The organism is Amycolatopsis sp. CA-211722 (genome assembly GCF_056828465.1).
This window is the reverse complement of sequence record NZ_CP184752.1, coordinates 2,277,028-2,298,257: the sequence shown is the minus strand read 5'-3', so window position 1 is coordinate 2,298,257 and position 21,230 is coordinate 2,277,028. Positions and strand designations below refer to the sequence as shown.

Annotated in this window: 29 protein-coding genes and 2 tRNA genes; 13 read left to right on the top strand and 18 right to left on the bottom strand. The window is 68.5% G+C overall.

The window, feature by feature from the left end:
- The first annotated feature begins 113 nt into the window (after nt 1-113).
- The 3 genes from ACOCEP_RS11300 to ACOCEP_RS11290 all read left to right on the top strand — a co-directional run bounded on the left by ACOCEP_RS11300 (nt 114) and on the right by ACOCEP_RS11290 (nt 2,078).
- Nucleotides 114-824: an ABC transporter ATP-binding protein gene (locus ACOCEP_RS11300; protein WP_482337184.1), complete on the top strand. Its 711-nt coding sequence runs from the start codon at nt 114-116 to the stop codon at nt 822-824.
- A 16-nt stretch (nt 825-840) separates the two neighbouring features.
- Nucleotides 841-1,575, top strand: coding sequence for an ABC transporter permease (locus ACOCEP_RS11295; RefSeq protein WP_482337183.1), 735 nt, complete (start codon nt 841-843; stop codon nt 1,573-1,575).
- A gap of 110 nt (nt 1,576-1,685) precedes the next feature.
- Nucleotides 1,686-2,078 (top strand): SCO5389 family protein, encoded by a 393-nt coding sequence (locus tag ACOCEP_RS11290; RefSeq protein WP_482337182.1) that lies wholly within the window; start codon nt 1,686-1,688, stop codon nt 2,076-2,078.
- Here ACOCEP_RS11290 and ACOCEP_RS11285 read toward each other — a convergent pair.
- The 3 genes from ACOCEP_RS11285 to ACOCEP_RS11275 form a co-directional block, all read right to left on the bottom strand.
- Complete coding sequence (locus ACOCEP_RS11285) at nt 2,075-2,992, bottom strand: LLM class flavin-dependent oxidoreductase (RefSeq protein WP_482339685.1); 918 nt, start codon at nt 2,990-2,992, stop codon at nt 2,075-2,077. The two genes, ACOCEP_RS11290 and ACOCEP_RS11285, sit on opposite strands and share 4 nt — an antisense overlap.
- Nucleotides 2,993-3,054: 62 nt before the next feature.
- Nucleotides 3,055-3,210, bottom strand: coding sequence for a hypothetical protein (locus ACOCEP_RS11280; RefSeq protein ID WP_125781595.1), 156 nt, complete (start codon nt 3,208-3,210; stop codon nt 3,055-3,057).
- Nucleotides 3,210-4,196 carry a class E sortase gene (locus tag ACOCEP_RS11275; protein WP_482337181.1) on the bottom strand — a complete coding sequence of 329 codons (987 nt, stop codon included), beginning with the start codon at nt 4,194-4,196 and terminating at the stop codon, nt 3,210-3,212. The genes ACOCEP_RS11280 and ACOCEP_RS11275 overlap by 1 nt, the downstream gene beginning before the upstream one ends.
- 342 nt (nt 4,197-4,538) lie before the next feature.
- Here ACOCEP_RS11275 and crgA point away from each other — a divergent pair, with 342 nt between their 5' ends.
- Nucleotides 4,539-4,805, top strand: a complete 267-nt coding sequence (gene crgA, locus ACOCEP_RS11270; protein ID WP_126734831.1) for a cell division protein CrgA — start codon at nt 4,539-4,541, stop codon at nt 4,803-4,805.
- A gap of 118 nt (nt 4,806-4,923) precedes the next feature.
- Nucleotides 4,924-5,301, top strand: a complete 378-nt coding sequence (locus ACOCEP_RS11265; RefSeq protein WP_482339684.1) for a PH domain-containing protein — start codon at nt 4,924-4,926, stop codon at nt 5,299-5,301.
- On the opposite strand, the gene ACOCEP_RS11260 is transcribed toward ACOCEP_RS11265, so the two are convergent.
- From ACOCEP_RS11260 to ACOCEP_RS11250, 3 genes are all read right to left on the bottom strand, one after another.
- Complete coding sequence (locus ACOCEP_RS11260) at nt 5,286-5,774, bottom strand: hypothetical protein (protein ID WP_482337180.1); 489 nt, start codon at nt 5,772-5,774, stop codon at nt 5,286-5,288. The genes ACOCEP_RS11265 and ACOCEP_RS11260 overlap by 16 nt on opposite strands.
- Before the next feature lie 98 nt (nt 5,775-5,872).
- Entirely contained in the window at nt 5,873-6,835 is a 963-nt protein-coding gene (locus tag ACOCEP_RS11255; protein ID WP_482337179.1) for a rhomboid family intramembrane serine protease, read from the bottom strand.
- A 43-nt stretch (nt 6,836-6,878) separates the two neighbouring features.
- A complete protein-coding gene (locus tag ACOCEP_RS11250; RefSeq protein WP_482337178.1) occupies nt 6,879-7,433 on the bottom strand; it encodes a peptidylprolyl isomerase in 555 nt (184 codons plus the stop codon).
- Between the two features lie 89 nt (nt 7,434-7,522).
- On the opposite strand from ACOCEP_RS11250, the gene ACOCEP_RS11245 reads away from it, so the two are divergent.
- Nucleotides 7,523-8,242 carry a hypothetical protein gene (locus ACOCEP_RS11245; protein WP_478223897.1) on the top strand — a complete coding sequence of 240 codons (720 nt, stop codon included), beginning with the start codon at nt 7,523-7,525 and terminating at the stop codon, nt 8,240-8,242.
- Nucleotides 8,243-8,309: 67 nt separating this feature from the next.
- On the opposite strand, the gene ACOCEP_RS11240 is transcribed toward ACOCEP_RS11245, so the two are convergent.
- The 4 genes from ACOCEP_RS11240 to ACOCEP_RS11225 form a co-directional block, all read right to left on the bottom strand.
- Nucleotides 8,310-8,522 carry a heavy-metal-associated domain-containing protein gene (locus ACOCEP_RS11240; RefSeq protein ID WP_482337177.1) on the bottom strand — a complete coding sequence of 71 codons (213 nt, stop codon included), beginning with the start codon at nt 8,520-8,522 and terminating at the stop codon, nt 8,310-8,312.
- The gene (locus ACOCEP_RS11235; RefSeq protein ID WP_482337176.1) at nt 8,519-8,908 is read right to left on the bottom strand and encodes a nuclear transport factor 2 family protein; all 390 of its coding nucleotides are present in this window, start codon (nt 8,906-8,908) and stop codon (nt 8,519-8,521) included. Before ACOCEP_RS11235 ends, ACOCEP_RS11240 begins: the two co-directional genes overlap by 4 nt.
- 301 nt (nt 8,909-9,209) lie before the next feature.
- Entirely contained in the window at nt 9,210-9,662 is a 453-nt protein-coding gene (locus tag ACOCEP_RS11230) for a DUF6918 family protein (protein WP_482337175.1), read from the bottom strand.
- A 168-nt stretch (nt 9,663-9,830) separates the two neighbouring features.
- On the bottom strand, nt 9,831-10,355 hold the full coding sequence (locus tag ACOCEP_RS11225; protein WP_482337174.1) for a DUF2020 domain-containing protein: 525 nt from the start codon (nt 10,353-10,355) through the stop codon (nt 9,831-9,833).
- 73 nt (nt 10,356-10,428) lie between these two features.
- Between ACOCEP_RS11225 and ACOCEP_RS11220 the strand changes: the two genes are divergently transcribed.
- The 3 genes from ACOCEP_RS11220 (at nt 10,429) to ACOCEP_RS11210 (ending at nt 13,162) form a co-directional block, all read left to right on the top strand.
- Nucleotides 10,429-11,148, top strand: a complete 720-nt coding sequence (locus tag ACOCEP_RS11220) for a hypothetical protein (RefSeq protein WP_034321947.1) — start codon at nt 10,429-10,431, stop codon at nt 11,146-11,148.
- On the top strand, nt 11,148-11,789 hold the full coding sequence (locus tag ACOCEP_RS11215; RefSeq protein WP_482337173.1) for a pyridoxine/pyridoxamine 5'-phosphate oxidase: 642 nt from the start codon (nt 11,148-11,150) through the stop codon (nt 11,787-11,789). The genes ACOCEP_RS11220 and ACOCEP_RS11215 overlap by 1 nt, the downstream gene beginning before the upstream one ends.
- A gap of 95 nt (nt 11,790-11,884) precedes the next feature.
- Nucleotides 11,885-13,162: a M14 family metallopeptidase gene (locus ACOCEP_RS11210; RefSeq protein ID WP_482337172.1), complete on the top strand. Its 1,278-nt coding sequence runs from the start codon at nt 11,885-11,887 to the stop codon at nt 13,160-13,162.
- Here the strand turns inward: ACOCEP_RS11210 and ACOCEP_RS11205 are convergent.
- Entirely contained in the window at nt 13,143-14,330 is a 1,188-nt protein-coding gene (locus ACOCEP_RS11205; protein ID WP_482337171.1) for a DNA glycosylase AlkZ-like family protein, read from the bottom strand. The two genes, ACOCEP_RS11210 and ACOCEP_RS11205, sit on opposite strands and share 20 nt — an antisense overlap.
- 44 nt (nt 14,331-14,374) lie before the next feature.
- Between ACOCEP_RS11205 and ACOCEP_RS11200 the strand changes: the two genes are divergently transcribed.
- From ACOCEP_RS11200 to ACOCEP_RS11185, 4 genes are all read left to right on the top strand, one after another.
- Nucleotides 14,375-15,217: an ADP-ribosylglycohydrolase family protein gene (locus tag ACOCEP_RS11200; RefSeq protein ID WP_482337170.1), complete on the top strand. Its 843-nt coding sequence runs from the start codon at nt 14,375-14,377 to the stop codon at nt 15,215-15,217.
- Between the two features lie 60 nt (nt 15,218-15,277).
- Nucleotides 15,278-16,342, top strand: coding sequence for a sensor histidine kinase (locus tag ACOCEP_RS11195; protein WP_482337169.1), 1,065 nt, complete (start codon nt 15,278-15,280; stop codon nt 16,340-16,342).
- Nucleotides 16,333-16,992: a response regulator gene (locus tag ACOCEP_RS11190; protein ID WP_482337168.1), complete on the top strand. Its 660-nt coding sequence runs from the start codon at nt 16,333-16,335 to the stop codon at nt 16,990-16,992. The genes ACOCEP_RS11195 and ACOCEP_RS11190 overlap by 10 nt, the downstream gene beginning before the upstream one ends.
- A 65-nt stretch (nt 16,993-17,057) precedes the next feature.
- Nucleotides 17,058-17,990 carry an alpha/beta fold hydrolase gene (locus ACOCEP_RS11185; protein WP_482337167.1) on the top strand — a complete coding sequence of 311 codons (933 nt, stop codon included), beginning with the start codon at nt 17,058-17,060 and terminating at the stop codon, nt 17,988-17,990.
- A gap of 63 nt (nt 17,991-18,053) precedes the next feature.
- Here the strand turns inward: ACOCEP_RS11185 and ACOCEP_RS11180 are convergent, their stop codons facing one another.
- The 7 genes from ACOCEP_RS11180 to ACOCEP_RS11150 all read right to left on the bottom strand — a co-directional run bounded on the left by ACOCEP_RS11180 (nt 18,054) and on the right by ACOCEP_RS11150 (nt 21,197).
- Complete coding sequence (locus ACOCEP_RS11180) at nt 18,054-18,560, bottom strand: YbaB/EbfC family nucleoid-associated protein (RefSeq protein WP_482337166.1); 507 nt, start codon at nt 18,558-18,560, stop codon at nt 18,054-18,056.
- 9 nt (nt 18,561-18,569) lie between these two features.
- Nucleotides 18,570-19,607 (bottom strand): hypothetical protein, encoded by a 1,038-nt coding sequence (locus ACOCEP_RS11175; RefSeq protein WP_482337165.1) that lies wholly within the window; start codon nt 19,605-19,607, stop codon nt 18,570-18,572.
- A 4-nt stretch (nt 19,608-19,611) separates the two neighbouring features.
- On the bottom strand, nt 19,612-20,013 hold the full coding sequence (locus ACOCEP_RS11170; RefSeq protein ID WP_482337164.1) for a hypothetical protein: 402 nt from the start codon (nt 20,011-20,013) through the stop codon (nt 19,612-19,614).
- Nucleotides 20,014-20,079: 66 nt separating this feature from the next.
- On the bottom strand, nt 20,080-20,520 hold the full coding sequence (locus ACOCEP_RS11165; RefSeq protein ID WP_482337163.1) for a hypothetical protein: 441 nt from the start codon (nt 20,518-20,520) through the stop codon (nt 20,080-20,082).
- 64 nt (nt 20,521-20,584) lie between these two features.
- Nucleotides 20,585-20,657: transfer RNA gene (locus ACOCEP_RS11160), tRNA-Ala, on the bottom strand.
- A gap of 37 nt (nt 20,658-20,694) precedes the next feature.
- The gene (locus tag ACOCEP_RS11155) at nt 20,695-20,883 is read right to left on the bottom strand and encodes a DLW-39 family protein (protein ID WP_034321928.1); all 189 of its coding nucleotides are present in this window, start codon (nt 20,881-20,883) and stop codon (nt 20,695-20,697) included.
- Between the two features lie 240 nt (nt 20,884-21,123).
- A tRNA-Ile gene (locus ACOCEP_RS11150) sits at nt 21,124-21,197 on the bottom strand.
- Between the last annotated feature and the right edge of the window lie 33 nt (nt 21,198-21,230).

Genomic DNA, 21,230 nt, shown 5'->3' with positions numbered 1-21,230 from the left:
GCCCCTGCGCGGCACAGTGACCACAGGCCCCCGATCAGGGTGGGTCCAGCCCCACCCCCGTTGTGGGTTCAGCGCCATTCTGGCCAGATCCGTTGCGCCATAACGTTTTTCGCATGCCACTCATCGAAGTCAGCAACCTCCGCAAGACGTACGGGGAGCATGTCGCGGTCGACGACGTTTCGTTCCACGTGGAACAGGGCGAGATCTTCGGGATCCTCGGGACCAACGGCGCGGGCAAGACCACCACCGTCGAATGCCTCCAGGGGCTGCGCACGCCGGACTCCGGCACCATGTCGGTCCTCGGTCTCGACCCCGGCAAGGACCACGCCGCGTTGCGGCAGCGACTCGGCTCGCAGCTCCAGGAGAGCCGCCTGCCGGACAAGATCAAGGTCCACGAGGCGCTCGACCTCTACGCGTCCTTCTACGCGAATCCCGCCGACACCGGCGACCTGCTCGCGAAGCTGGGGCTCACCGGGCAGCGGGACCAGTACTTCGGCAAGCTTTCCGGCGGCCAGAAGCAGCGCGTCTCGATCGCGCTCGCGCTGGTCGGCCGCCCGGAGGTCGCCGTCCTCGACGAACTGACCACCGGACTGGACCCGCACGCCCGCCGCGACACCTGGAAGCTCGTCGAGACCGTGCGCGACACCGGAGTCACCGTCCTGCTCGTCACGCACTTCATGGACGAGGCCGAACGCCTCTGCGACCGCCTCGCGATCTTCGACGCCGGCCACGTGGCCGCCACCGGTACGCCGGCCGAACTCCGCGACCGCGCCGGGAAATCCACTTTGGACGAAGCCTTCGTGACCCTGACCGGCCGCGACTGAGCCGAGGAGACGACCGATGAACACACTCGCCAAGATCACCCTGACCGAAACGAAACTCGCTCTCCGCACGCCCGGCTTCGTCCTCGGCGGACTGCTCCTGCCGACGGCCATCACCGCCGTCCTCGGCGCCATTCCCGCCATTCGCGCGGACAGCGGGACAGCGACGGGGATGCGTTTCCTCGACGCCTGGGTACCGTCGATGATCGTCTTGACCATGGCCATGATGGGCCTCCAGGCGATCCCCGGGATCATCGCGTCCTACCGCGAACAGGGCATCCTCCGGCGCTTCGCCACCACCCCGGTGCACCCGGCGCAACTGCTGGTGGCGCAGCTGATCATCAACGTCACCGTGACGATCGGCGGGGTCGGCATCCTCCTCGTGACGGCGGGCGTCGTCTTCGACGTCCCCAGCCCGCGTCACCCGCTCGGCTTCCTGCTGACGTTCGTTCTCGGCACGATCGCGATCTTCGGTCTCGGCCTGATCGCGGCGGCGGTCGCCAAGACCAGCCGCGCCGCCGGCGGGATCGCGATGATCGCCTACGTCCCGGTCATGTTCCTCGGCGGCGTGTGGCTGCCGCGCCCGCTGCTGCCGGAGGCCATCCGCGACATCGGCGCGTACATCCCGCCGGGCGTCAAAGCCCTTGAGGACGCCTGGACCGGCACCGGCGCGCAACCGCTGCAACTCGCCGTACTGGCGGCTTTCGCGGTGGGCAGTTGTGTCGTGGCGGCGAAGCTCTTTCGCTGGGAGTGACGACGGCTTCCGCCAAAGTGGTGATGATGATCGTTTTCTCTTGTGGCTCGGGCCGCGGGTGAGTAGTCAGGTAGATGGCCCACGTTCACCGTGTCTCTCTCGGAGGTTCGATGTCTCTGGATGTATCGCCCGCGCTGCTGGAGAAGGCCGAGCGCGGGGAGGTCTCCGACGCCGAATTCGTCGCCTGTGTCCGGGAGTCCCTGCCCTACGCCTGGACCGTGATCACCGGTGTCATCGCGGAGGCCGATGGCGCTGCCGACGGGTTCGCCGACAACGAGACGCCGCCGCCGAGCGAGGCCGAACGCGGCCAGCTGCTGCGGGCGCTGGCCTCGGACTCCATCCGCGGCGGACTGGAGCGGCACTTCGGGGTGAAGCTCGCGTTCCAGAACTGCCACCGGGTCGCCGCGTTCAAACCGTCCCAAGTGGACAGTGACCGCTACCGCGCGTTCATCTCGGTGCGTGGTCAGCTGCTGAACCAGAGCCCGGAACTGCGCGACTGCTAACCCCTGCGTAGCACGGGAAGGACCTCTTCCCCGATCCGCGCGATGTTCTCGAGCGTTCCCTCCGGCGTACCGGACGCTTCCACCATCATGATCACGTGGGAGATCCCGGTACGCCGGATGCTCGTTCCCAGCCGGTCGACGCAGTACTCCACGCCGCCGATCGGGTGCATCTCGCACAGCTTGTCGGTGTAGGCCACCGGGTCCTTGTCCAGTCCTCGCTTGCCGTCGAGGTACACGTGCCCGGCGAATCCCTCTTTCAGGGAACCCGGCAACGCCGACCGCACGACGTCCAGCGCGTCGTCCCCGACCTGGCACATCACCGTCGACACGTGCTCGGCGGCGGATTCCCCGTACGCGGCAAGGGTTTCGATCTTGCCGTCGTCGTCGGTGTGCAGCCCGAGCAGCATCGGCAGCCCGCGATCTGCGGCGAGCCGCACCGCCCGCGAACGGGCGTCGCCGCAGGCCACGACCAGCCGCGGGGCGCGTTCCGGCCGCGGCACCATCGGCACCTCGCGGAACTCGAAATGGTCGCTGTCGGCCGAGACCGTCTCCGACGTCATCGCCGTGAGCAGCAGGTCGAGGCTCTCTTCGAACCCGGTTTCGTAGCGGGACGCGCCGGTGCCGAAGACCTCCAGGTCCTGCCACAGCCCGCCACGGCCGACGCCGATCCGCAGCCGTCCACCGGAAACCGCGTCGAGCATCGACCACTGCTCGGCCAGTGCCACCGGATGCGCGACGGACAGCACGCTCACCGCGGTGCCGACGGCGATCCGCTCGGTGCGGCCCAGCACGTGCGCGGCGAGGGTGATCGCGGACGGGCAGACGCCGTACGGCATGAAGTGGTGCTCGGCGAACCACACGTCGTCGAACCCGGCCCGTTCCGCGGCGATGGCGGCGTCGACCGAGCGACGCAGGACATCGGCGTCCTCCTGCCCGGGAAACCGCCCGGAGACGAGGAAGACGCCGAACCGCGCGTCTACTGGACGCTCACTTCGTTGAACCAGAGCCGCGGTTCCAGCCAGGGGAAGACGACGAACATCAGCAGCGCCACGACCCCGAGCGCCAGCACGACCGCCGTCGCGAGCTTCACCGCGAAGGGCCCCGGCAGCTTGCGCCAGATCCAGCCGTACATCAGCGCGCCTCCGAGATCTTGGGCAGGAGTTCGGCGTAGGTGCCGACCTGGTTCTTCGGCACCTGCTGAGCCAGCACCGCGTGGATGATGAGCCGTTCCTTCGCCGAGAACTTCGGGTGACACGTCGTCAGCGTGAGCAGCGAGACCTGTTCGGCCTTCGGCAGGATCCCCGGGTCCTTGTACGGCACCGGGTTCACCGTCTCACCCTTGGTCGGGAACACGATGCGGCGGCCGTTGGTCTCGCCGTAGGCGCCGCCGTCGACGGCGTTCGGGTCGCGCAGGGTCCCGACGTTCTTGCACTTCGGCTGCGCGCCCTTGCCCGCCGCCCAGCCTTCGACCTCGTCCTTGTACGGCAGCACCTTGTAGATGTAGAAGTCGGTCTGCGTCTCGATGATGATCTGGTCGCACGAGCTGAGGTTGTCCAGGTCGTTGAACGGCGCGCCCTTGCCGACCCGGTGGCCGGCGATGGCGAAGTTGCCCGGCTCGCCCGGCAGCGCGGTGCCCTTGTAGTGGCCGGGGCCGACTTCGAGCGCGGCCTCGGTGGTGCCTTCCTGGATGGTGAAGTTGAAGTCGGCGCCGAAGACCGGGATGTGGATCCTGGCGAACGCCTTCCCGTCGACCAGGTCCGGGTGCAGCTGCCGGTCCTTGCCCCACTCGCCGTCCAGCTCGGAACTGGCCTCGGACTGTTTGCCCGCGGAGAACAGGTCTGTCACGTAGACCTCGTAGACCATGAACAGCAGCACCACGAGTCCCGCGGTGATGAGGAGCTCGCCCACCGTCCGGATGGCGGTGCCGCCCTTGCCCAGTTCGCGCGGCGGCGGACGTTCCTCGGTCGCGGTGCCACCGCCGACCGGTTCGAAGATGACGGTCTCCTCGGTCGACCCAGGCGGGGGCGCGGGTCGACGGCGAGGCGGCGGCGCGTCCGTCCGTCGGCGCGGCGGCGGCCCGTCGTACGCCCTGCCCTCCGGCGGCCTCCGGCGAGGCACCGGGGCCTCTCCCTGGGCACGACGGGGCGGAATCGCGTCCTCCGGCCTACGCCGGGGGGCCGGACGGCCTCCGCCGGGGGGACGTTCGGGGTGGCGCCGTCGGTCCCCACCCGGCTCTTCCCGCTCAGCCACGAAAGCTCCTCAGTCTCGAACCAAGCCGCAGTGTCGAACCAGCACGATGTCGAACCGTGTGTGACACCAGTGTCACAGTGCGGGAAATCGACCGGTCCCGGACGGTGCCCAGCGGCGCTCGTTTACGTTAACGTGTGCACGTGGCGCTGGTTGCGCACCCGAAAGCGGGTCATCGCCACCAGGGAAGCCGAACAGTACGCGAGGAACACGATGCCGAAGTCCAAGGTCCGCAAGAAGACGGCGTACACCCCGCCGACCGACCGCCGCACGCCGGTGAAGGTCAAGGCGGCGGGCCCGTCGAACCTGTTCTACAAGATCGTGATGTTCGGCCTCATGTTGATCGGCCTGTTGTGGCTGGTCGTCAACTACATCGCGGGCGACAAGATCCCCTTCATGGCGGATCTGGGCAACACGAACTTCGCCATCGGTTTCGCCCTGATGATCGCCGGGCTGCTCATGACGATGCGGTGGCGGTGAGCATTACCCCGGATGGCGGCTTGACGCCTAATTACACCGGTGTGACTCATCCCCAGTGTGGATAACCCCTGTGGATAACTACCCCACCTCGTGGGCGCCGCAGCAGAACGTTGTGGTAGTGGCCTGGGTGATCACCCTGTTGTTGCTGGCAGGAGTGCTGTGGCTGGCCTTCGGCGGCGACGTCGGCGGCACCGTCCTGACCGGGGTCGCGATGCTGTCCGTCGGCGCCCTCGCGATGCACGGCACCCTGCTCCGTCCCCGGCTGGCCGCCGGACCCGACGGAATCCTGGCCAGGACCGTCGGCGGCGCGCACCGCTACTCCTGGTCCGAAGCCCGGCTGCGGTTGCGCACGACGCGACGGCTCGGCCGGGACAACCTGACCCTCGAGGTCGAATCCGGCGACCACCTGCTGGTGTTCGGCCGGATCGACCTCGGTGAGGACCCCCGGGACGTCCTGGACGTCCTCACCGCCCTCAAGGGTCAGGCGTTGTCGTAGTAGTGGACGTCGCCGTTCGGGCCGTGTGACCAGCCAGGGACGGCCGGGCCGACCGCCGGCGGCGCGTATTCCCCGAAGATCTCGTACGGCGCGGCCGGCGAGCAGATCGGGTTGATCTTGACGACGCAGTTCCGCAGTGAGCCGCTGAACTTCGCTTTGACGTGGCGGGGCCGCTGGTCCTCGACCACCGCGGAGCCGGCCGTGATCTCCCAGCCGGTGGCCGCGCCCGGTCCCGTCGTGCCGACGGTCTGCGTCGCCGCCGACGAAGTGACGCCGGGGTCGCCGAAGCAGATTTTCAGTGCCGCGTCGACATAGGCGACACGCAGCGTGATCGTGCTGCCCGAGCCCAGGAAATAGCGTTTGGTGTAGGTGTGGCAGGTCTCGGCGGCTTGCCCGGCCTGCGCGACCGAAGGTGCCATGGCCGTCACCAGCGCGGCGACGGCGGCGAGAGCTGTTGCTTTCCGGATCTTCATCTCAACCCCCAAGTTGATGTCGATGATCAACTTGAAGGTACCCGGATTCGTTGCTTCTCCACCGGGTATCGGTATGACCCACTCAGGGGAACTGAGGGCTACTCCGGGTAACAGACGTACGTCGGCGCGCCCCGGCTGGTGGTGAGCTCGCAGGACGCGGAAATCGTCTGCGAGTCCTTCCAGGCGACGAGCCCGATCATCGCCACCACGACGATCGCGATCCCGCCGAGCTGCCATTTCAGCCGGTTCTTGTCCGGGGCGTACAGCAGCGCGAAGGTGACCAGCAGCCCGGCGACGAAACCACCGGCGTGCCCGAGGATGGAGATACCGGGCACCTGGAACGTGATGAAGACGTTCAGGCCGAGGATCACCAACAGCCAGGTCGGATTGAGCCTGAGCTTGATGACGATGACCGTGTACGCGCCGATGAGGCCGAAGATGGCCCCGGACGCGCCGACCACCGGGACGGCGTCGAGGCCGGCGAACACGAGGTTCGCGACCGAACCGCCGAGCATCGAGACGAAGTAGAGCACCGTGAACGGGACACGGCCGAGCGCGGTCTCCAGCGGGCGGCCGACGAACCACAGCGAGAACGCGTTGCTCGCGATGTGCAGCAGGCCGTACTGGAGGAAGCCCGAGGTGACGACGCGCCACCATTCGTCGCCCGCCAGTGTCGCCGGATTCCACAGCTGACCGAACTGGAACAGCTCGGAGAAGTTGTTGTTCGCGAGGCTGCCGGACTGGGCGACCGTCACGAAGAAGATGATGACGTTGAGCGCGAGGAGGACAGGCGTCACGACAGCCGTCTGAACGGGCTGGGCGCCCGCGAGGGTGCGCGCGCCGTACCCGGCGTCGCGGTACTGCTTCTGCTGGGCGCGATCCTGCTGGCGCCCGGCCTGGACGCAGTCCGTGCACTGGAAGCCCACGGCGGCTTCACGCAGGCAATCCGGACAGGCCGGACGGCCGCAGCGTGAACAGCTCAGCCCGGTCTGGCGGTTCGGATGCCACCAGCAACCGGGCATGGCGGCCTGCTGGTACTGGGGATTCGGTGGTTGGCTCACGATGCCACCAACCTACCGAAATCCCCAGTGACAGGCTCTGTGATCAGCGGCTGACGCTGACCTTTTCGATGACGATGTCCTGCAGCGGACGGTCGGCGGGACCGGTCGCCGTGCGGCCGATCGCGTCGACGACGTCGCGGGAAGCCTGGTCCGCGACCTCGCCGAAGATGGTGTGCTTGAAGTTCAGGTGCGTCGTCGGCGCGACGGTGATGAAGAACTGCGAGCCGTTGGTGCCGGGTCCGGCGTTGGCCATGGCCAGCAGGTACGGCTTGGAGAACTGGAGCTCCGGGTGGAACTCGTCGCCGAACTTGTAGCCGGGGCCGCCGCGGCCGGTGCCGGTCGGGTCGCCGCCCTGCAGCATGAAACCGTCGATGACGCGGTGGAAGATCGACCCGTCGTAGAACGGGCCCGAGTTCGTGCCCTGAGCGTTGGGCTGGGTGTACTCCTTGCTGCCCTCGGCGAGCCCGACGAAGTTCGCGACCGTCTTCGGCGCGTGGTCGGGGAACAGGTTCAGGTTGATGTCACCCTGGTTGGTGTGCAGAGTGGCCTTCAGCGCGCCACCAACGAGGGATCCCTTGCTTTCAGTCACGAGCTTCATCGTGCCATCTGCGGCAAGATCTGGGGAAAAGGGGCACGATAGGTTACAAGCAACGAAGCAGAATCAAAACGATTGATGAGGTGAAGGCCATGACCCGGGCCGCAGATTCGGTGAGCGAGTCGGCGAAGGCCGGCGCGCTCGGCCTGCGCAAACGTGCCGTCGAGGCGGGTAAGGAAGCCACCGCCCACGCCGTGGAGGTAGCCGAGCAGAAGCTCTCCGAGAGCGCCGGTGAGATCGCTAAGACCAGCCGTCGCGCGCGCAAGAAGCTCGCGAAGAAGACGGAACTGACCCGCAAGGAGCTCAAGCGCAGCTCCAAGGCGGCTCGCAAGGAGGCACTGGCCAGGATTTCCGAGATGCGGAAGCCGGGCCGCAAGGCCCGCAAGGCCGCCATCCAGGCCGCGAAGTCCGCCGGTGAGTCCAAGCGCCGGGGCAAGAAGGACTTCAAGGCCGCGAAGAAGGACTTCAAGGCCGCGCTCGTCGAGGCGAAGTCCGCCGCCAAGGGGACGCGCAAGCGTCGCCGCTGGCCGTGGGTGATCGGTATCGCCGTCGTCGGTGCCGGCGCCGCGTACGCGCTGCGTTCCAAGCAGGAGCCGCCGGTCGCGCCCGCGCCGCCCAAGGCTCCGCCCGCTCCTCCGGCCAAGCCCGCCGCTCCGGCCGCGGCCGCTCCGAAACCCGCTCCGGCGAAGCCTGCCGCTCCCGCGAAGCCCGCTGCTTCCGGTCCGGCCGGTGGTTCGGGTGCGGCCAAGCCGGCGGCGCCGAAGAACGGGCACCAGGCTTCGAACGCCGGCTCCGCCGACAAGAAGAACTGACGCTTCACCCTTTTCTGCTGTCGCGAACGGGTCGCCCAGGACCACAATCCGGTCCTGGGCGGCCCTTTCACGTTTCGGGGACGAGTTCGTAGCCCGCTTCTTCGACGGCGGCGCGGACGACCGCGACTTCGAGGACCGTGTCGCTGGTGACGGTCACCGTCCCGGCCTCGACGTCCACCGCCACGCCGGTGACCCCGGCGATGGTCTCGATCTCCTCGGTGACGAAACCCGCGCAGTGCCCACAGGCCATTCCGCGCACGGCGTAGGTACCGGTGTTCATGCCGTCGGCACGGTGCGGGTGAGCGTATGTCCCCGGCGCATCCGGCCGTCGGGGGTGAACTCCCCGAAGAAGTAGACCTCCATTTCGAGGTCCCTGCCCCGGTTCGTCACGTGCAGGGTGCTCCGCGCGGCGATCCGGTCCCCGTCCGCCACCGCTTCGTGCACTTCCATTCGCCCGGTGGGCCGGTTCTTGCGGACCGGGCGCGTATGCGCGATGAGCTTCTCGCGGTCCATCCGGTGCCCGTCGGCGATCTGCACGATGTCCGGCGTGTGGTAGCGGTCGACTACCGCGCCCGCGTCTTCGTCGCCGTTCACGAGCTCGTCGTGGAAGGACGCGTGGAAATCCGCGATGAACTTCTTCGGATCGGTGCCTTCGAAGGGTGTCATGGTGCTCCCCAAGCCGCGCGAGCTATCTCTTACACTTTGTAAGATATCTGCGCGGGCAAGCTTTGACAACGCGTAAGAGTTATTCTCGAGGAGCGGGGCGCCGTTGCGGGACGAAGGCTCCCTTCGCCGCGTCTGATGCAGCGAAAGGAGCCTTCACCCCTGGTCAAGCGGCGCGCCACTGCTTCGGGACAAGCCTGACCAGGACCCAGGAGCACGACGAAGGGGCGCCGTCGCTCCCGACGTGATGTCGAGAGCGGACGGCGCCCCTTCGGGTGTTCGGCTCAGCGCGTGACTGAACAGGTCACGCGTTCGCGGCGTGCTTGTCGATCAGCTGGCCGAGGCGGGGAAGGGCCTCCTCGACGTTCTTCTTGCCGTTCGGGCGCAGCTTCGAGTACACCTTCTTGATGCTGTCGCGGCTGCTCTTCTCGGCGCGCGAGTCGGTGACCGACAGGAGCGCGTCCGAGGCCTCGTCGCCACGGCTGACCAGGTACGCGCCGAAGTCGTTGCCGCCCTTGGCCTTGTAGTCGCCGTAGAAGGGCTCGAGCGCACCGGTGAAGTCGTCGAGCAGGGTGTCGACGGCGGCGGGGATGATGCCCGGCTTGATCTTCTTGACGGCGGCGAAGCCGGTCTTCACGACGGCACCCGAAACGCCGCCCTTGTCCGAGACCTCGGCGTCGACGAGGCCTTCGAAGTCGCTCACGACCGCCGGGCGACGGCTGGAGTCGAGCAAGATTTCCTTGAGGGTGTCAGCCACGAAACCTGTCCTTTTGTCTTATGGGGAGAAATGATCTTTTGTGCCGCCGAGCCACACCGCAAGGCGGCCTCCGCCGGATCTGGCGCCCGCGCTGGTCCCGCGAAACCTCGCGCGTGCGGCACAGGGTAGTACAAGATCAACTTCACTCTGACGTGTGGATACCACTACCTAGAGCTTCAGCTCACCGATAGCCTCCTTCGCCACCGTACGTGCTTTGATGCTCTGCTTCTGGTTGGTGGTCACGACTACCGCGTTCCCACCCTTCGCCACCGCGTAGACGGCGCCTTCCCCGGAAGGCTGATAGCCGCCCTTCCAGCCCGCCGGTTCGTCGGCCGGGTTCGAGGTGTCGATGGGCGCCGCCTGATCCACCAGCGCCTTGGCCACGACGGGTTCGCCGACGTACACGCGCACGGTGAGCTGCAGTTTCCCGCTCAGCGCGTAGAAGAAACACGTCGGATGCGGCTGATCGGCCGAGGTCTTGACCTTGGAGACCTTCTGCCCGTTGGCGTCCGAGACGAAATCGTTGCCGAGGTACGGGCACGGGCCCTTGCCGGTGGGTTCCGGGGCGGGCGGGATGCTGGGCGCCGCGGTACTCGGCGGCGCGGGCGAACTCGCCGCGGGCGGCGGCTGTTCCGTCGGCCCGCAGGCCGCCAGCAGCGGCACGACGAGCGGCAAGATCAGAAGACGTCGCATAGTGGCGTCCAGTGAAGCAGATCGCCGTTTTCGTGCGACGATGGCGCTGCGCGAGGAGTCTTCGGGAGGGTCAGTGCTCAGCAAGGAGCAGTACCTGGGTGCGGTCGCAGAACGTATCCAGCGCAGCGGGGGCAGGCTGAACACCGTCCAGATCGGCCCGAGCGCGGCCGTCGTGGGCCTGTTCACCGAGTCCGTGATGATGTCGACGATGAACTACTGCGTGGTCGCCGCGGCGATCCCGGAGGTCACCGCGCCCGCGTTGTACGACTTCACCGGGCTGGCGACGCAGCACGCGCGCGCGAACGTGATGGGCACGGTCGGCTGGACGGCCGCTTCGGTGGTCATCGCCGGGCTGATCGGCGACCGCGTGTACCCCGACGCCGCGCAGGCCGCGTCGGCGAAGTCCGGCAACCAGTTCGGCGGCGAGACGCGCATGGTGGCCGTCGACGTTTCGGCGGCGCAGATGTACGCGTTCGTCGGCGGGAAGCTGTGGGGCGCGGCGGTACAGGGTTCGGTCAACGCGAAGCTGACGTTCTGTTTCCCGCAGCCCGCGGAGGTCTATCAGCAGGTGCAGTGGGCGCAGTCGCAGGGCCAGCAGCCGCCCATGCCGCCCGGTCCGCCGATGCCGCCGCCCGGTCAGCAGCCGCCGCCCGGCTGGCAGCCCCAGCAGCCACCGCCACCGCAGTATCCGGTCGGGCCGCCGCCCGCACAGGGTCCGCCGCCGGGGCAGCATCCGCCGCACTATCCGCCGCCCGCGCCCGGCTATCCGCCGCAGCGCCCGCCGGGGTACTGATGAACCGCACGGTGCGCGGCTGGCCGTCGTTTCCCGAGGAGCTTCCGGAGTTCGACACCGAGGCCGCGCCGGCGAGCCCACGCGAGCTTTTCCTGGAATGGCTCGAAGAAGCGGGCGAACACGTCTTGGCACCACACGCCGTCACTCTGTCCACAGTGGACTCAGACGGGGTGCCGGACGCGCGCGTCGTGATCCTCAAGGACGTCCACGGGGACACCTGGGCGGTCGCGACGAGTTCCGAAAGCCCGAAAGGCGTTCAGCTGGCGAAGAATCCGTTCGCCGCGCTGACCTTCTTCTGGCCGGGGCGAGGCCGTCAGGTCCGCCTGCGCGGCCCGGTCTCGCCCGCCGATCCCGAGGTGTCCGCCGCCGATTTCACCGCCAGGCCACCGGCGTCCCGGGTGGAGGCGTTCATCGGCAGGCAGTCCCAGGTGCTCGGAGATCCGGCCGACCTCGACCGCGCGGCCGAGGAAGCCGAGCGCTGGGTCGCCGGGAATCCCGGTGTGGCACCGGAAACCTGGACCCGCTACCTGGTGACGCCGTCCGATGTGGAGTTCTGGCAGGCGAGCCACGACCGGCGGCACAAGCGGCTCCGGTACCGGCGCGAAGACGGAGACTGGCGCAAAGAACGCCTCTGGCCGTAAACGGTAACTGGGAACGACGATCGTCGGGTTGTCGTGGATGATTCACCTCGGCGACGGTGAACGCCCACCTTGTCCCCAGATCGTTCGGAGGCGAAATGTCCACACGCCGTCGCATCGGGGGCGCCTTGGCCGCCACAGGGCTCGCCCTGCTGGCCGTCACGACGCCCGTCGCGAGCGCACAGACCGGGGACCCGGCGAGAGGGCTGTACTCGGTGGAAGGCGCGTCCACGCCGGACAAACGCACCGAGGTCGCCCGTACCGGCGTCGACGTCGCGGGCTCGCGCGGCGGCGCGCTCACCGTCGTCGCCACGCCGGGACAGGCGGCGGCCCTGCGCGCGAACGGTTTCGGCCTCAAGTCGCTCGGCGACTTCGACAGCATGCTCAAGCAGCGGAGCGGCCGCGCGGGCACCGCGGCGGTCGCCGGCGACTTCCCGCCTGGTGACGAGGCGTACCACACCTACGCCGAAACGACCGCTGAGCTGCAGAAGGCCGCGAAGGACCACGGCGACATCGCGACGCTGTCCAGCATCGGCAAGTCCCACGAGGGACGCGAGCTGAACCTGCTGAAGATCAGCGACAACGCGGGCACGGACGAGAACGAGCCCGAGGTCCTGTTCACCTGCAACCAGCACGCGCGCGAACACCTCACGACCGAGATGTGCCTGCGGATCGTGCAGCGGTTCACCAGCGGTTACGCGAGCGACCCGGCCATCAAGAAGATGGTCGACGAGCACGAGATCTACGTGATCCCGAACGTCAACCCGGACGGCTCCGAGTACGACATCACCGGCGGCGAGTACCAGGGCTGGCGCAAGACGCGGAAGCCCGTGCCGGGCAGCAGCGCGATCGGCACCGACCCGAACCGCAACTGGGACTACAAGTGGAACTGCTGCGGCGGTTCGAGCAACAGCCCGTCCGCCGAGGACTACCACGGTCCGTCGGCGTTCTCCGAGCCCGAGACCAAGGCGGTCGCGGACTTCGTCGACTCCCGGGTGGTCGGTGGCGCGCAGCAGATCAAGACGCACATCGACTTCCACACCTTCTCGGAACTGGTGCTCTGGCCGTACGGCTACACGAAGGCCGACACCGACACGGGCTTGAGCGAAGAGGAAGCGAAGCGCTTCGCCGACGTCGGCAAGCAGATGGCCGCCACCAACGGCTACACGCCGGAGCAGTCGAGCGATCTGTACGTCACCGACGGCGACGTCAACGACTGGGCGTGGGGCAAGCACAAGATCCTCAGCTACACCTTCGAGATGTACCCGAAGGACGGCGGGATCGACGGCTTCTACCCGCCCGCTTCGGTGATCCCGGAGCAGACCGCCCGCAACGACAAGGCGGTCGACATCCTGATCAACGAGGCGAAAGCCTGAGATCGGCCACTCGCGACGCCCGGCTCTTCGGCGAATCCAAGCTGAAGCTCCGGGCGTCGCCCAGTTGGTCCCGGACGAATTCTTCGGTCCGCGCGATCGTCTCGCGCAGCGCGGCGTCCTCGTCGCCGAAGAACCTGTGGACGATCTTGCCCGTCTCCGTGTCGAACTCCCACAGGCCGGCGATACGGCCCCGGTCGACGATGACGTGACTCGGCGGATCCGCCTGCCCGCCCAGCGTCTCCCCCGCGCGGCCTCCGGGCACCGGGCGTTCGACGTCGGCGTCGGCGAGCAGCCGTGGCATGTCGCGGTGCAGCAGGTGGATGCCGTCGATCCCGGCGAGCAGCGCGTACGACGGCTCGGACGGCACGGTGAACGCGGCGAACTCGTCGGCGATCTCCTTGGGCATCAGCAGATCGGTGCCGTCGAGCGGTACGAGTTCCAGCTGTTCCGCGATCTTCTTCGCACTGGCCGCGGTGAAACCGGAGAACCAGCGGAAATGCTTGAGCGACGCCGGAGCGGCCCACGAGAAGTAGCGCCGGGCGAGTTCCGTGCGCGCGGTGTCCATATCGGACAGTCCGCCGCGCGGGGACGGCGTCCAGCGGACGTAGCCGTAACGCTGCTGGTCCAGCCGCCCGTTCACGGGGACCCGCCGGATGTCGCCGCGGGCCTGGAGCAGGCCGAGCGCGAGCGGCAACGTCGTGGTGGTGCCGCGTTTGCGGCCCGCTTCCCCGAGGTTGCGCACGGCCGATCCGGCCGCCTCCTTGATCGCGGCCGGGGCGAGCGGTTCGCCGTCGAGCAGATCCGTGACGATGACGCACAGCTGCTCGATCTCGGCCTGCGTGACGCCGAGGTACTTCTCCGCGGCGGCGAGTTCACCGGCGGGCGCCGCCGCGCCGACCGTCAGGCCGAGCTCGAAATCCGCCGACGGCAGGACGTAGGTGCAGCCGCGCGCCGAAGGCAGTTCGTGGATGACGAGCCGCGCGACGTCCGCGTCGACCGTCTCGCGATCGAGCCGGGCTCTGGCGAACAGCCCGAGATAGGGCGCCGATCCGCCGACCGAACGCATCCAGCCGGTCCGCTCCAGCACGGCGGCCGCCGGCGACCCGTGCAGCGTTCCGTCGAGCCCCTGCCGATGTGCCCACCACGCGCGCAGCTTGTCGGTCGCCATGACTCCACGGTAGGCGGCACCCCGCGGCCTGGCACGATGACGGCATGCTGGTCGAACTCGCCATCGGCGACGCGTATGGCGGCTCCTTCGAGCACGCGTACCCGGGCTTCGTGGCCGAGCACAACCAGCTGACCGGTTACGTGCCACAGCCCGGTGCCCAGGCGGGTCGCTACACCGACGACACGCAGATGACGATCGCGATCGCCGAAGTGCTCGTGTCGGGACGGCGATGGACGCCACTGCTGCTCGCCGAGCAGTTCGTGCGGGCGTACCACCGCGATCCGCACGACGGCTACGCGCCGCGTTTCCATCAGCTGCTCAGCGAGGTCCGCGACGGCGAAGAGCTGTTGCGGCGCCTTCAACCGCAGAGCGACAAGAGCGGGGCGGCCATGCGCGCCGGGCCGATCGGGCTCCTGCCGACCGTCGACGACGTCCTCTACCACGCGAAACTGCAGGCCAGGATCACCCACGACACCCCGGCCGGGATCGCCGCGGCGCAGGCGGCCGCGCTGGCCGTGCACTACTGCCACCATCGGGTGGGTCCGCTCGCCGAGATCGCCAGGTGGATCGACGGAATCCTTCCGGAGGACGTCGGGCACGGCGGCTGGGCGCTGCCGTGGTCGGGCAAGGTCGGGCCGCAGGGCTGGATGAGCGTGCGTGCCGCGCTGACCGTGGTGACCGGCGGCGGAGGACTCGCCCGGATGCTCCACGCCGCCGTCGCGCTCACCGGCGACGTCGACACCGTCGCGACGATCGCGCTGGCCGCCGCGTCACGCTCGCCCGAGGTGGCCCAGGATCTGCCGCCGGTGCTGTGGCGCGACCTGGAGAACGGCGAGTTCGGCCGCGACTATCTGGCCGCCCTCGACGAGCGGCTGCTGCACATCTGACGTAGGCGGGCTCCACACGACGCGGACGCGCGCGTCGGCCGGCTTCGGCAGACTGAGCGGGTGAAGTGGCTGATCAGGGGCGGAGCCGTGGCCGCTTGGCTCGCGGTGAGCGCGCTACTCGTCGTCGGCACGGCGAATCTGGAGCCCGGCCTCGGGGAACGCCCGGTCGACGCGTTCGGCTTCGCCGTCGTCGCGCTCGCTTGTCTCGCGCTCCTCGCCACCTGGCGGCTCCCGGTGGCGGCGGCCGGGACGGAAGCGTTTGCGCTGCTGCTCTACCTGGGGCTCGGCTATCCCGACGGTCCGGTGTTGTTCGCCGGTCTCGTACCGTTGTTCGCGCTCGGAACCCGGCGTCCGCGGCGGCTCGCGTACGCCGTCGCGGGCGGGATGGCGGTGATCGTCGTCGGCGCGAACCTGGCCACGGGCGGCGCGGGCGTCCTCGATCTGGTCTTCGTCGGCTGGGCAGGCTTCGCGGTCTTCGCGGCCGACGCGCTCCGAGGACGGCGCGAGCGGGCAGCGGCCGTCGAACAGGCGGAACGCGATCGCGTCCTCGGCGAGCGGCTGCGCATCGCCCAGGATCTGCACGACAGCGTCGGCCACGCGATGGCGGTCATCAACGTCCAGTCGGGGATGGCCGAGCACGTGATCGACGATCACCCGGAAGTGGCGAAGGAAGCGCTCGGTGTCGTCCGTACGGTCAGCGGCACGATCCTGGACGAGCTGAACGCGATGGTGCGGCTGCTGCGTGACGACTCCGCCCCGCTCCGACCCACGCCGGGTGTCGCGGACATCCCGGATCTGGTCGCGTCGGCGAACCAAGCGGGCCTGGCTGTCACACTGGACCTCGACGCTCCCGGGATCGGGCAGCCGGTCGGCGGCGCGGTGTACCGGATCGTCCAGGAATCCCTCACGAACGCCGCGAAACACGGCAGGCCGCCCGCCGAAGTGACGGTGCGAGCCGACGAGAACGGCGTGCGGCTCGACGTCTTCAACGAGGTCCGCGCGCCTGGCCCGGACGTTCCCGGCGCGGGGATCACGGGAATGGGTGAACGGGCCAGGGCGACCGGCGGCACACTGAACGCGGGCCGTGAGAACGGGAGGTTCCGGGTGAGCGCGCGATGGCCGTGATCAGGGTGGTGCTCGCCGACGACCAGCTCCTGGTGCGCTCCGGGTTCGCGGCGTTGCTGCGGGCGGAAGCCGGGATCACCGTGGTGGGCGAAGCGGACGACGGCGAGACGGCGGTCGCCGTCGTCGCGGAAACCGTGCCCGACGTCGTGCTGATGGACATCCGGATGCCCGGGACGGACGGGCTGGAAGCCACCCGCCGGATCACGGCGGACGAACGGCTTTCCGGTGTCCGCGTCCTCATGCTGACGACGTTCGACCTCGACGAATACGTCTTCGACGCGCTGCGCGCCGGAGCGAGCGGCTTCCTGCTCAAACACACCAGGCCCGCCGATCTGATCGAGGCGGTCCGCGTCGTGGCGGCGGGAGACGCGCTCCTCTCCCCGAGTGTGACCAGGCGCCTGATCGCCGAATTCACCGCCCGGCCGTCCCCTTCGCCGCCCCGCGCGGACGGTTCGGCGTTCACCGAACGAGAGCACGAAGTCGTCCTTCGTGTCGCGCAGGGCATGTCGAACGAGGAGATCGCGCGGGAGTTCGTGATCAGCGCGGCGACCGTGCGGACCCACGTCAGCCGGGCGATGACCAAGGTCCACGCCCGCGACCGGGCCCAGCTGGTGGTCTTCGCCTACCAGAGCGGGATGGTGCGCGCCTGACGTAGCCGCCGATCCCCACACCTGCACGACGACGCGACCCGCGCCCGGGAGCGACGCTTTCCGCCATGAGACTCATCGCGAAAGCCGCTCTGCTCACCACACTCCTTTCCCTGACCGGGATCACGACGGCGACCGCCGCGGAAAGACCGGCCCGCTGCGCCGAACACCGTTTCGCGGTCCAGGTGAACGGCGAACGCCAGACGGTCGCCGGCGAACTCTGCGTCCGGGGGAAGCTCACCCCGCGCACACCGGTCCAGATCCTGTTGCACGGCGGGACCTACGACCGCGCCTACTGGGACTGGCCCTACCAGCCGCGTCGGTATTCCTATGTGGACAGTGCGAACCGCGCCGGCTACGCGACGCTGAACCTCGACCGGCTCGGCTACGGCCGCAGCAGCCGTCCGAATCCGGAAACCCTCGATTTCGACGCCGGCGGCGAGGCCGTGCACCAGGTCGTGCGGCAGCTGCGCCCGCGGTTCCGCACGATCATCCTCAATGGACACTCGATGGGCGGGCTCGTCGCGGAACGGGCGGCCGCGCGGGGCGGCGTCGACGCCGTGATCGTCAGCGGTATCCCCCGTGACCGGCCCGGCGCCCGGGCCGCGGCCGAGTCGCCGTTCCACCCGGCCGAACTGGACCCGAAGTTCGCCGGAAAGCCTTGGGCCCGTGGCTATTTCACGACGGTCCCCGGCACTCGCGCGCGGACCTTCCACCACCCCGGCACGTACGACCCGGCGATCATCCCGGTCGAAGAAGCCCTCAAGGACACGCTGGCGTCGGCGGAACTCCGCTCGGTGGGACCCGGCGCGGCGACCCGATCGGCGCCGACGGTCCCGACGGCGTACGTCCTCGGCGAACACGACACCCTGGTCTGCGGAAACGGCGGCTGCGGCGCCGACGAGATCGTGCGGGGCAGCGGTCACTCGATCAACACCAGCCTCGCCGCGCCGGCTTTCTACCGGTGGACGTTCACCTGGCTGGCGCGAAACACACGGTGAACGCGCACGATGCCGTCACCGGCCCGACGGCGGATGATCTCCGTCGCCGGGCCGGCAGCCGTACTACCAGGAAGGCCGGTATCGCAGGCCTTGCTCGTAGTACTGATCGTCGGTTTCGGCCGGCTCGGGCGCCTCGTCCTCGGCGGGCCCGGCGGGTTCTTCCGAACGGTCCTTGAGCACCACGTTGTCGGCGCCCGCTGTGGTCCGGCGCGGCACCGGCGGCGTGACGGTCTCCCCGGCCTCCTGGAACGAAGGGGTGAACCCGAGCCGCCAGCGGAGCCGGTCGGTGATGTAGCCCGCGTTGCCGATCGGCGCCATCAGTTCTCCGCTGCGTTTCGCGGATTCCTGCTGCGCTTCCTGATAGGTCCGCATGACGGCGTCCGCGATCTCGGCGGGCGACATCCGCGAAACGGCTTCACTCACCCTGAGCCGCGTCATCACCCCGTCGGTGTTGACCGAAACGGAAACGGCGCCGTCCGGCGAGGACGCGTCCACCGAGAGGGCGGCCAGCGCCTCGAGCATCGCTTGCCGGTCGGCTGGTGGCTTCTTGGCCGCCGGTTTGTCAGCCACGATCCTCCGTCAATCGGTCGGCAGCGGGGAAAGTTCCATCGGCGGTTCCTGGAACTTGCCGTCGTTCGAGATGTCGACGTTCTTGTCCCGGACCCGCTTTTCCGTTCCCTTGTCGGTGTTCTCCGTTTCGAAGTTGCCGGGGTCGAACGTCTCACCCGGGCTGACGTCCGGCGGCTCCGGAATGATCGGCAGGTTGTTGATCTCGGTGTGGATCTTCGAGATCAGCGATTCGGACGCGCGGAACATGGCTTCACGGATGTTGACCACACCGTCGTGGAAGCTGTTGTAGATCATTTCGGGGCTGTCCCCGACGATGTCGGCCTGCACGGTGGCCGCCGTGGCGAGCCCGGCCCCGGCCGCGGCGCCGGCGACCTGCACCCCGTTCGCGGTGGTGAAGAACGCCGCCGCGGTGAGACCGCCCGCCGGTGGCACGGCCGCCACGAGCAGGGCGGTGACAGCGGCGGCGAAGGTCGCGGCCAGCGCCTTCTGGAAGGCGGATTCGTCCTGCCGTTCCTTGTCGTCCCGGTACTTTTCCGCGGCGGTCATGAATGAAGCGGCGAGAGTGCTCAGGTCGGCCCGCGCGGTCGCGATGGCGTCCCGCGCGGCCACGATGTCGGCCTCCAGCACGGTGAGTTTGGTGCCGACCCGGGCGTAGGTGTTCACGAGACCTTGGATGTAGCTCTTGGCGGTCTCGGCGCCTTCACCACGCCACTTGAGCAGCAGGACGAGGGACCGGTCGAGCGGCGCTTTCGTGTCCTGGAAAGCGTTCCAGAGACCTTCGTAGGCCTCGATCATGGTCTGCAGGCTGGTCTCGCCGACGAGCTCCGCCTCGGAGAACTCGAGGAAGAAGTCGCGGACCTGTTCCTTGCGACCGCCGGTCATGTCGACGTCGCTGCCGAACATCCAGTTCTGGAAAAGAAGATCCACTGCCGCGTAGGCCTTTTCGGCACCCGCGGTGAGATCGTGGGAGATCCCCTCGAGGAGCTCGCTGTAGTCGCCACCTTCGGCGGTGGTCTCCGCGTCCAGTGCGTTGAAGTACCCGTCCACGCCGCTACCCCTGGTTCCCGTATGCCGCGCGGTTCACTCGCTGCTTGTTGTCCTCGTCCACTGATTCGTACAGCTCGGCGACCCTCTCCAGGGCTCGCGAGGTGTCCTGCGTACTGCGGTGCAGCTTCGCGAGCATCTTCTCGACGGCCTGGCGGTGTTCCTCGTAGGCCGCCGAAACCCCGCGCATGCCCAGGGATTTCCCGAACGCGGTGTCCGGCGCGAAGAGGCCGGGGAGAAGGCCTCCCGTGACCGGGTCGGGAGCGGGCACGTCCTGCCCTCGCACACCGGTGTGTGCGGTGCTGACGATGTCCGCGGCATTCTGCAGTTCCTTGCTCGACAACCTGAGATCGTCGAGGTCGGTTTCGAAACTGACCATGTTCACCTCGCTGTCCGGATTCACTCCCATGTAAGCAGCGTTGACTTGGCTGGGAGCGAGACTTCGTCATCCGTGTACGGTGACGAACGTCACCACTCAGACGCAGACCCAGCAGTAGAGGCGATCACTCCTGGTCTTGGCGTTACGGGCGAGTTCCGCGAGGTCGGTCAGCACGGCGGCCAGGTCTGCGGGGTCGGCCTGGCCGCCGAACTCCTCGGTCCGGGACCAGGGCTCGGCCACCTCGCGCAGGCGGGCCTCGTCGGCGTCGGACAGCGCGGCGGACAGCTCTTCGGTCAGCGCGACGACCAGCAGCGCACCGTCATCGGCCATGGCGACAGGTTCGATGGAGCGCCCGATGACGGTGTCGTAGTCGACCCCGGTCAGCAAGGACTCCAGCGTGCCCAGCTGCACGAACGGGTCCACACCCTTGAGCTGGACGGTCGGCAAGGGCGCCTCGGACGGCCCTCCGACGAGGTCGATCGTGGCGGCCGCGGTGTCGTTGTCCGGCGCGGCGAAGTAGTCGAAGAGAACACCCATGCGCGCATTCTGGCGGAAATGAGAAGGCCACCCGCGGTACGGGTGGCCTTGTCGTTTCCGAGTGTGGAGCTGAGGGGAATCGAACCCCTGACCCCCGCCTTGCAAAGGCGGTGCTCTACCAATTGAGCTACAGCCCCGGGTCGCAGGCGATCATGGTAACCGCCCGCGCCGAAATCAGTTGTTGCGGGACGCGTCCGCGGCCTTGGCCGGGGCGCTCCCGTTCGTGGAAGCGGATCCCAGGGGGCGCTCGGTGGGAGCGGTGGCCTCACGCCAGAGGTCGGCCTCGGCCTTGGCTGCCTTGTTGCGCTTGATCACGAACAGCACGCCGCCCGCGATGACCGCGAGTGCCAACAGCTTCTTCATCAGAAGCCCCCTCTTTCCGCCGAGTTGCTCCGCCTACCCACCGATGCTACTGCACCACGTTCCACGTGGAACCGTCCCCCACGGCAATGGGCCCGCACCGACCACGCCAACGCGCCCCAACGCTTGGGGGGTCCAGGGGGGCGAAGCCCTCCCTGGCGGGGGCTTGGGGGTTCGACCCCCAAAATGAAGAACACCCGATCCGGGTTCGCGCTTTCCGCGAACACAGACCGGGCAATCGGGTGGGCCCACCAGGACTTGAACCTGGGACCTCTTCGTTATCAGCGAAGCGCTCTAACCGCCTGAGCTATGGGCCCGAACGAGGAGAAGATTACAGGACGCCTTTCGGC

What these genes read in the sequence shown, in the direction of transcription:
- ACOCEP_RS11300 (WP_482337184.1), top strand. Translation starts at nt 114, where the DNA reads ATGCCACTCATCGAAGTCAGCAACCTCCGCAAGACGTACGGGGAGCAT.
- ACOCEP_RS11295 (WP_482337183.1), top strand. Translation starts at nt 841, where the DNA reads ATGAACACACTCGCCAAGATCACCCTGACCGAAACGAAACTCGCTCTC.
- ACOCEP_RS11290 (WP_482337182.1), top strand. Translation starts at nt 1,686, where the DNA reads ATGTCTCTGGATGTATCGCCCGCGCTGCTGGAGAAGGCCGAGCGCGGG.
- ACOCEP_RS11280 (WP_125781595.1), bottom strand. Translation starts at nt 3,210, where the DNA reads ATGTACGGCTGGATCTGGCGCAAGCTGCCGGGGCCCTTCGCGGTGAAG.
- crgA (WP_126734831.1), top strand. Translation starts at nt 4,539, where the DNA reads ATGCCGAAGTCCAAGGTCCGCAAGAAGACGGCGTACACCCCGCCGACC.
- ACOCEP_RS11260 (WP_482337180.1), bottom strand. Translation starts at nt 5,774, where the DNA reads ATGAAGATCCGGAAAGCAACAGCTCTCGCCGCCGTCGCCGCGCTGGTG.
- ACOCEP_RS11250 (WP_482337178.1), bottom strand. Translation starts at nt 7,433, where the DNA reads ATGAAGCTCGTGACTGAAAGCAAGGGATCCCTCGTTGGTGGCGCGCTG.
- ACOCEP_RS11245 (WP_478223897.1), top strand. Translation starts at nt 7,523, where the DNA reads ATGACCCGGGCCGCAGATTCGGTGAGCGAGTCGGCGAAGGCCGGCGCG.
- ACOCEP_RS11240 (WP_482337177.1), bottom strand. Translation starts at nt 8,522, where the DNA reads ATGAACACCGGTACCTACGCCGTGCGCGGAATGGCCTGTGGGCACTGC.
- ACOCEP_RS11235 (WP_482337176.1), bottom strand. Translation starts at nt 8,908, where the DNA reads ATGACACCCTTCGAAGGCACCGATCCGAAGAAGTTCATCGCGGATTTC.
- ACOCEP_RS11225 (WP_482337174.1), bottom strand. Translation starts at nt 10,355, where the DNA reads ATGCGACGTCTTCTGATCTTGCCGCTCGTCGTGCCGCTGCTGGCGGCC.
- ACOCEP_RS11215 (WP_482337173.1), top strand. Translation starts at nt 11,148, where the DNA reads ATGAACCGCACGGTGCGCGGCTGGCCGTCGTTTCCCGAGGAGCTTCCG.
- ACOCEP_RS11210 (WP_482337172.1), top strand. Translation starts at nt 11,885, where the DNA reads ATGTCCACACGCCGTCGCATCGGGGGCGCCTTGGCCGCCACAGGGCTC.
- ACOCEP_RS11205 (WP_482337171.1), bottom strand. Translation starts at nt 14,330, where the DNA reads ATGGCGACCGACAAGCTGCGCGCGTGGTGGGCACATCGGCAGGGGCTC.
- ACOCEP_RS11200 (WP_482337170.1), top strand. Translation starts at nt 14,375, where the DNA reads ATGCTGGTCGAACTCGCCATCGGCGACGCGTATGGCGGCTCCTTCGAG.
- ACOCEP_RS11190 (WP_482337168.1), top strand. Translation starts at nt 16,333, where the DNA reads ATGGCCGTGATCAGGGTGGTGCTCGCCGACGACCAGCTCCTGGTGCGC.
- ACOCEP_RS11185 (WP_482337167.1), top strand. Translation starts at nt 17,058, where the DNA reads ATGAGACTCATCGCGAAAGCCGCTCTGCTCACCACACTCCTTTCCCTG.
- ACOCEP_RS11170 (WP_482337164.1), bottom strand. Translation starts at nt 20,013, where the DNA reads ATGGGAGTGAATCCGGACAGCGAGGTGAACATGGTCAGTTTCGAAACC.
- ACOCEP_RS11165 (WP_482337163.1), bottom strand. Translation starts at nt 20,520, where the DNA reads ATGGGTGTTCTCTTCGACTACTTCGCCGCGCCGGACAACGACACCGCG.
- ACOCEP_RS11155 (WP_034321928.1), bottom strand. Translation starts at nt 20,883, where the DNA reads ATGAAGAAGCTGTTGGCACTCGCGGTCATCGCGGGCGGCGTGCTGTTC.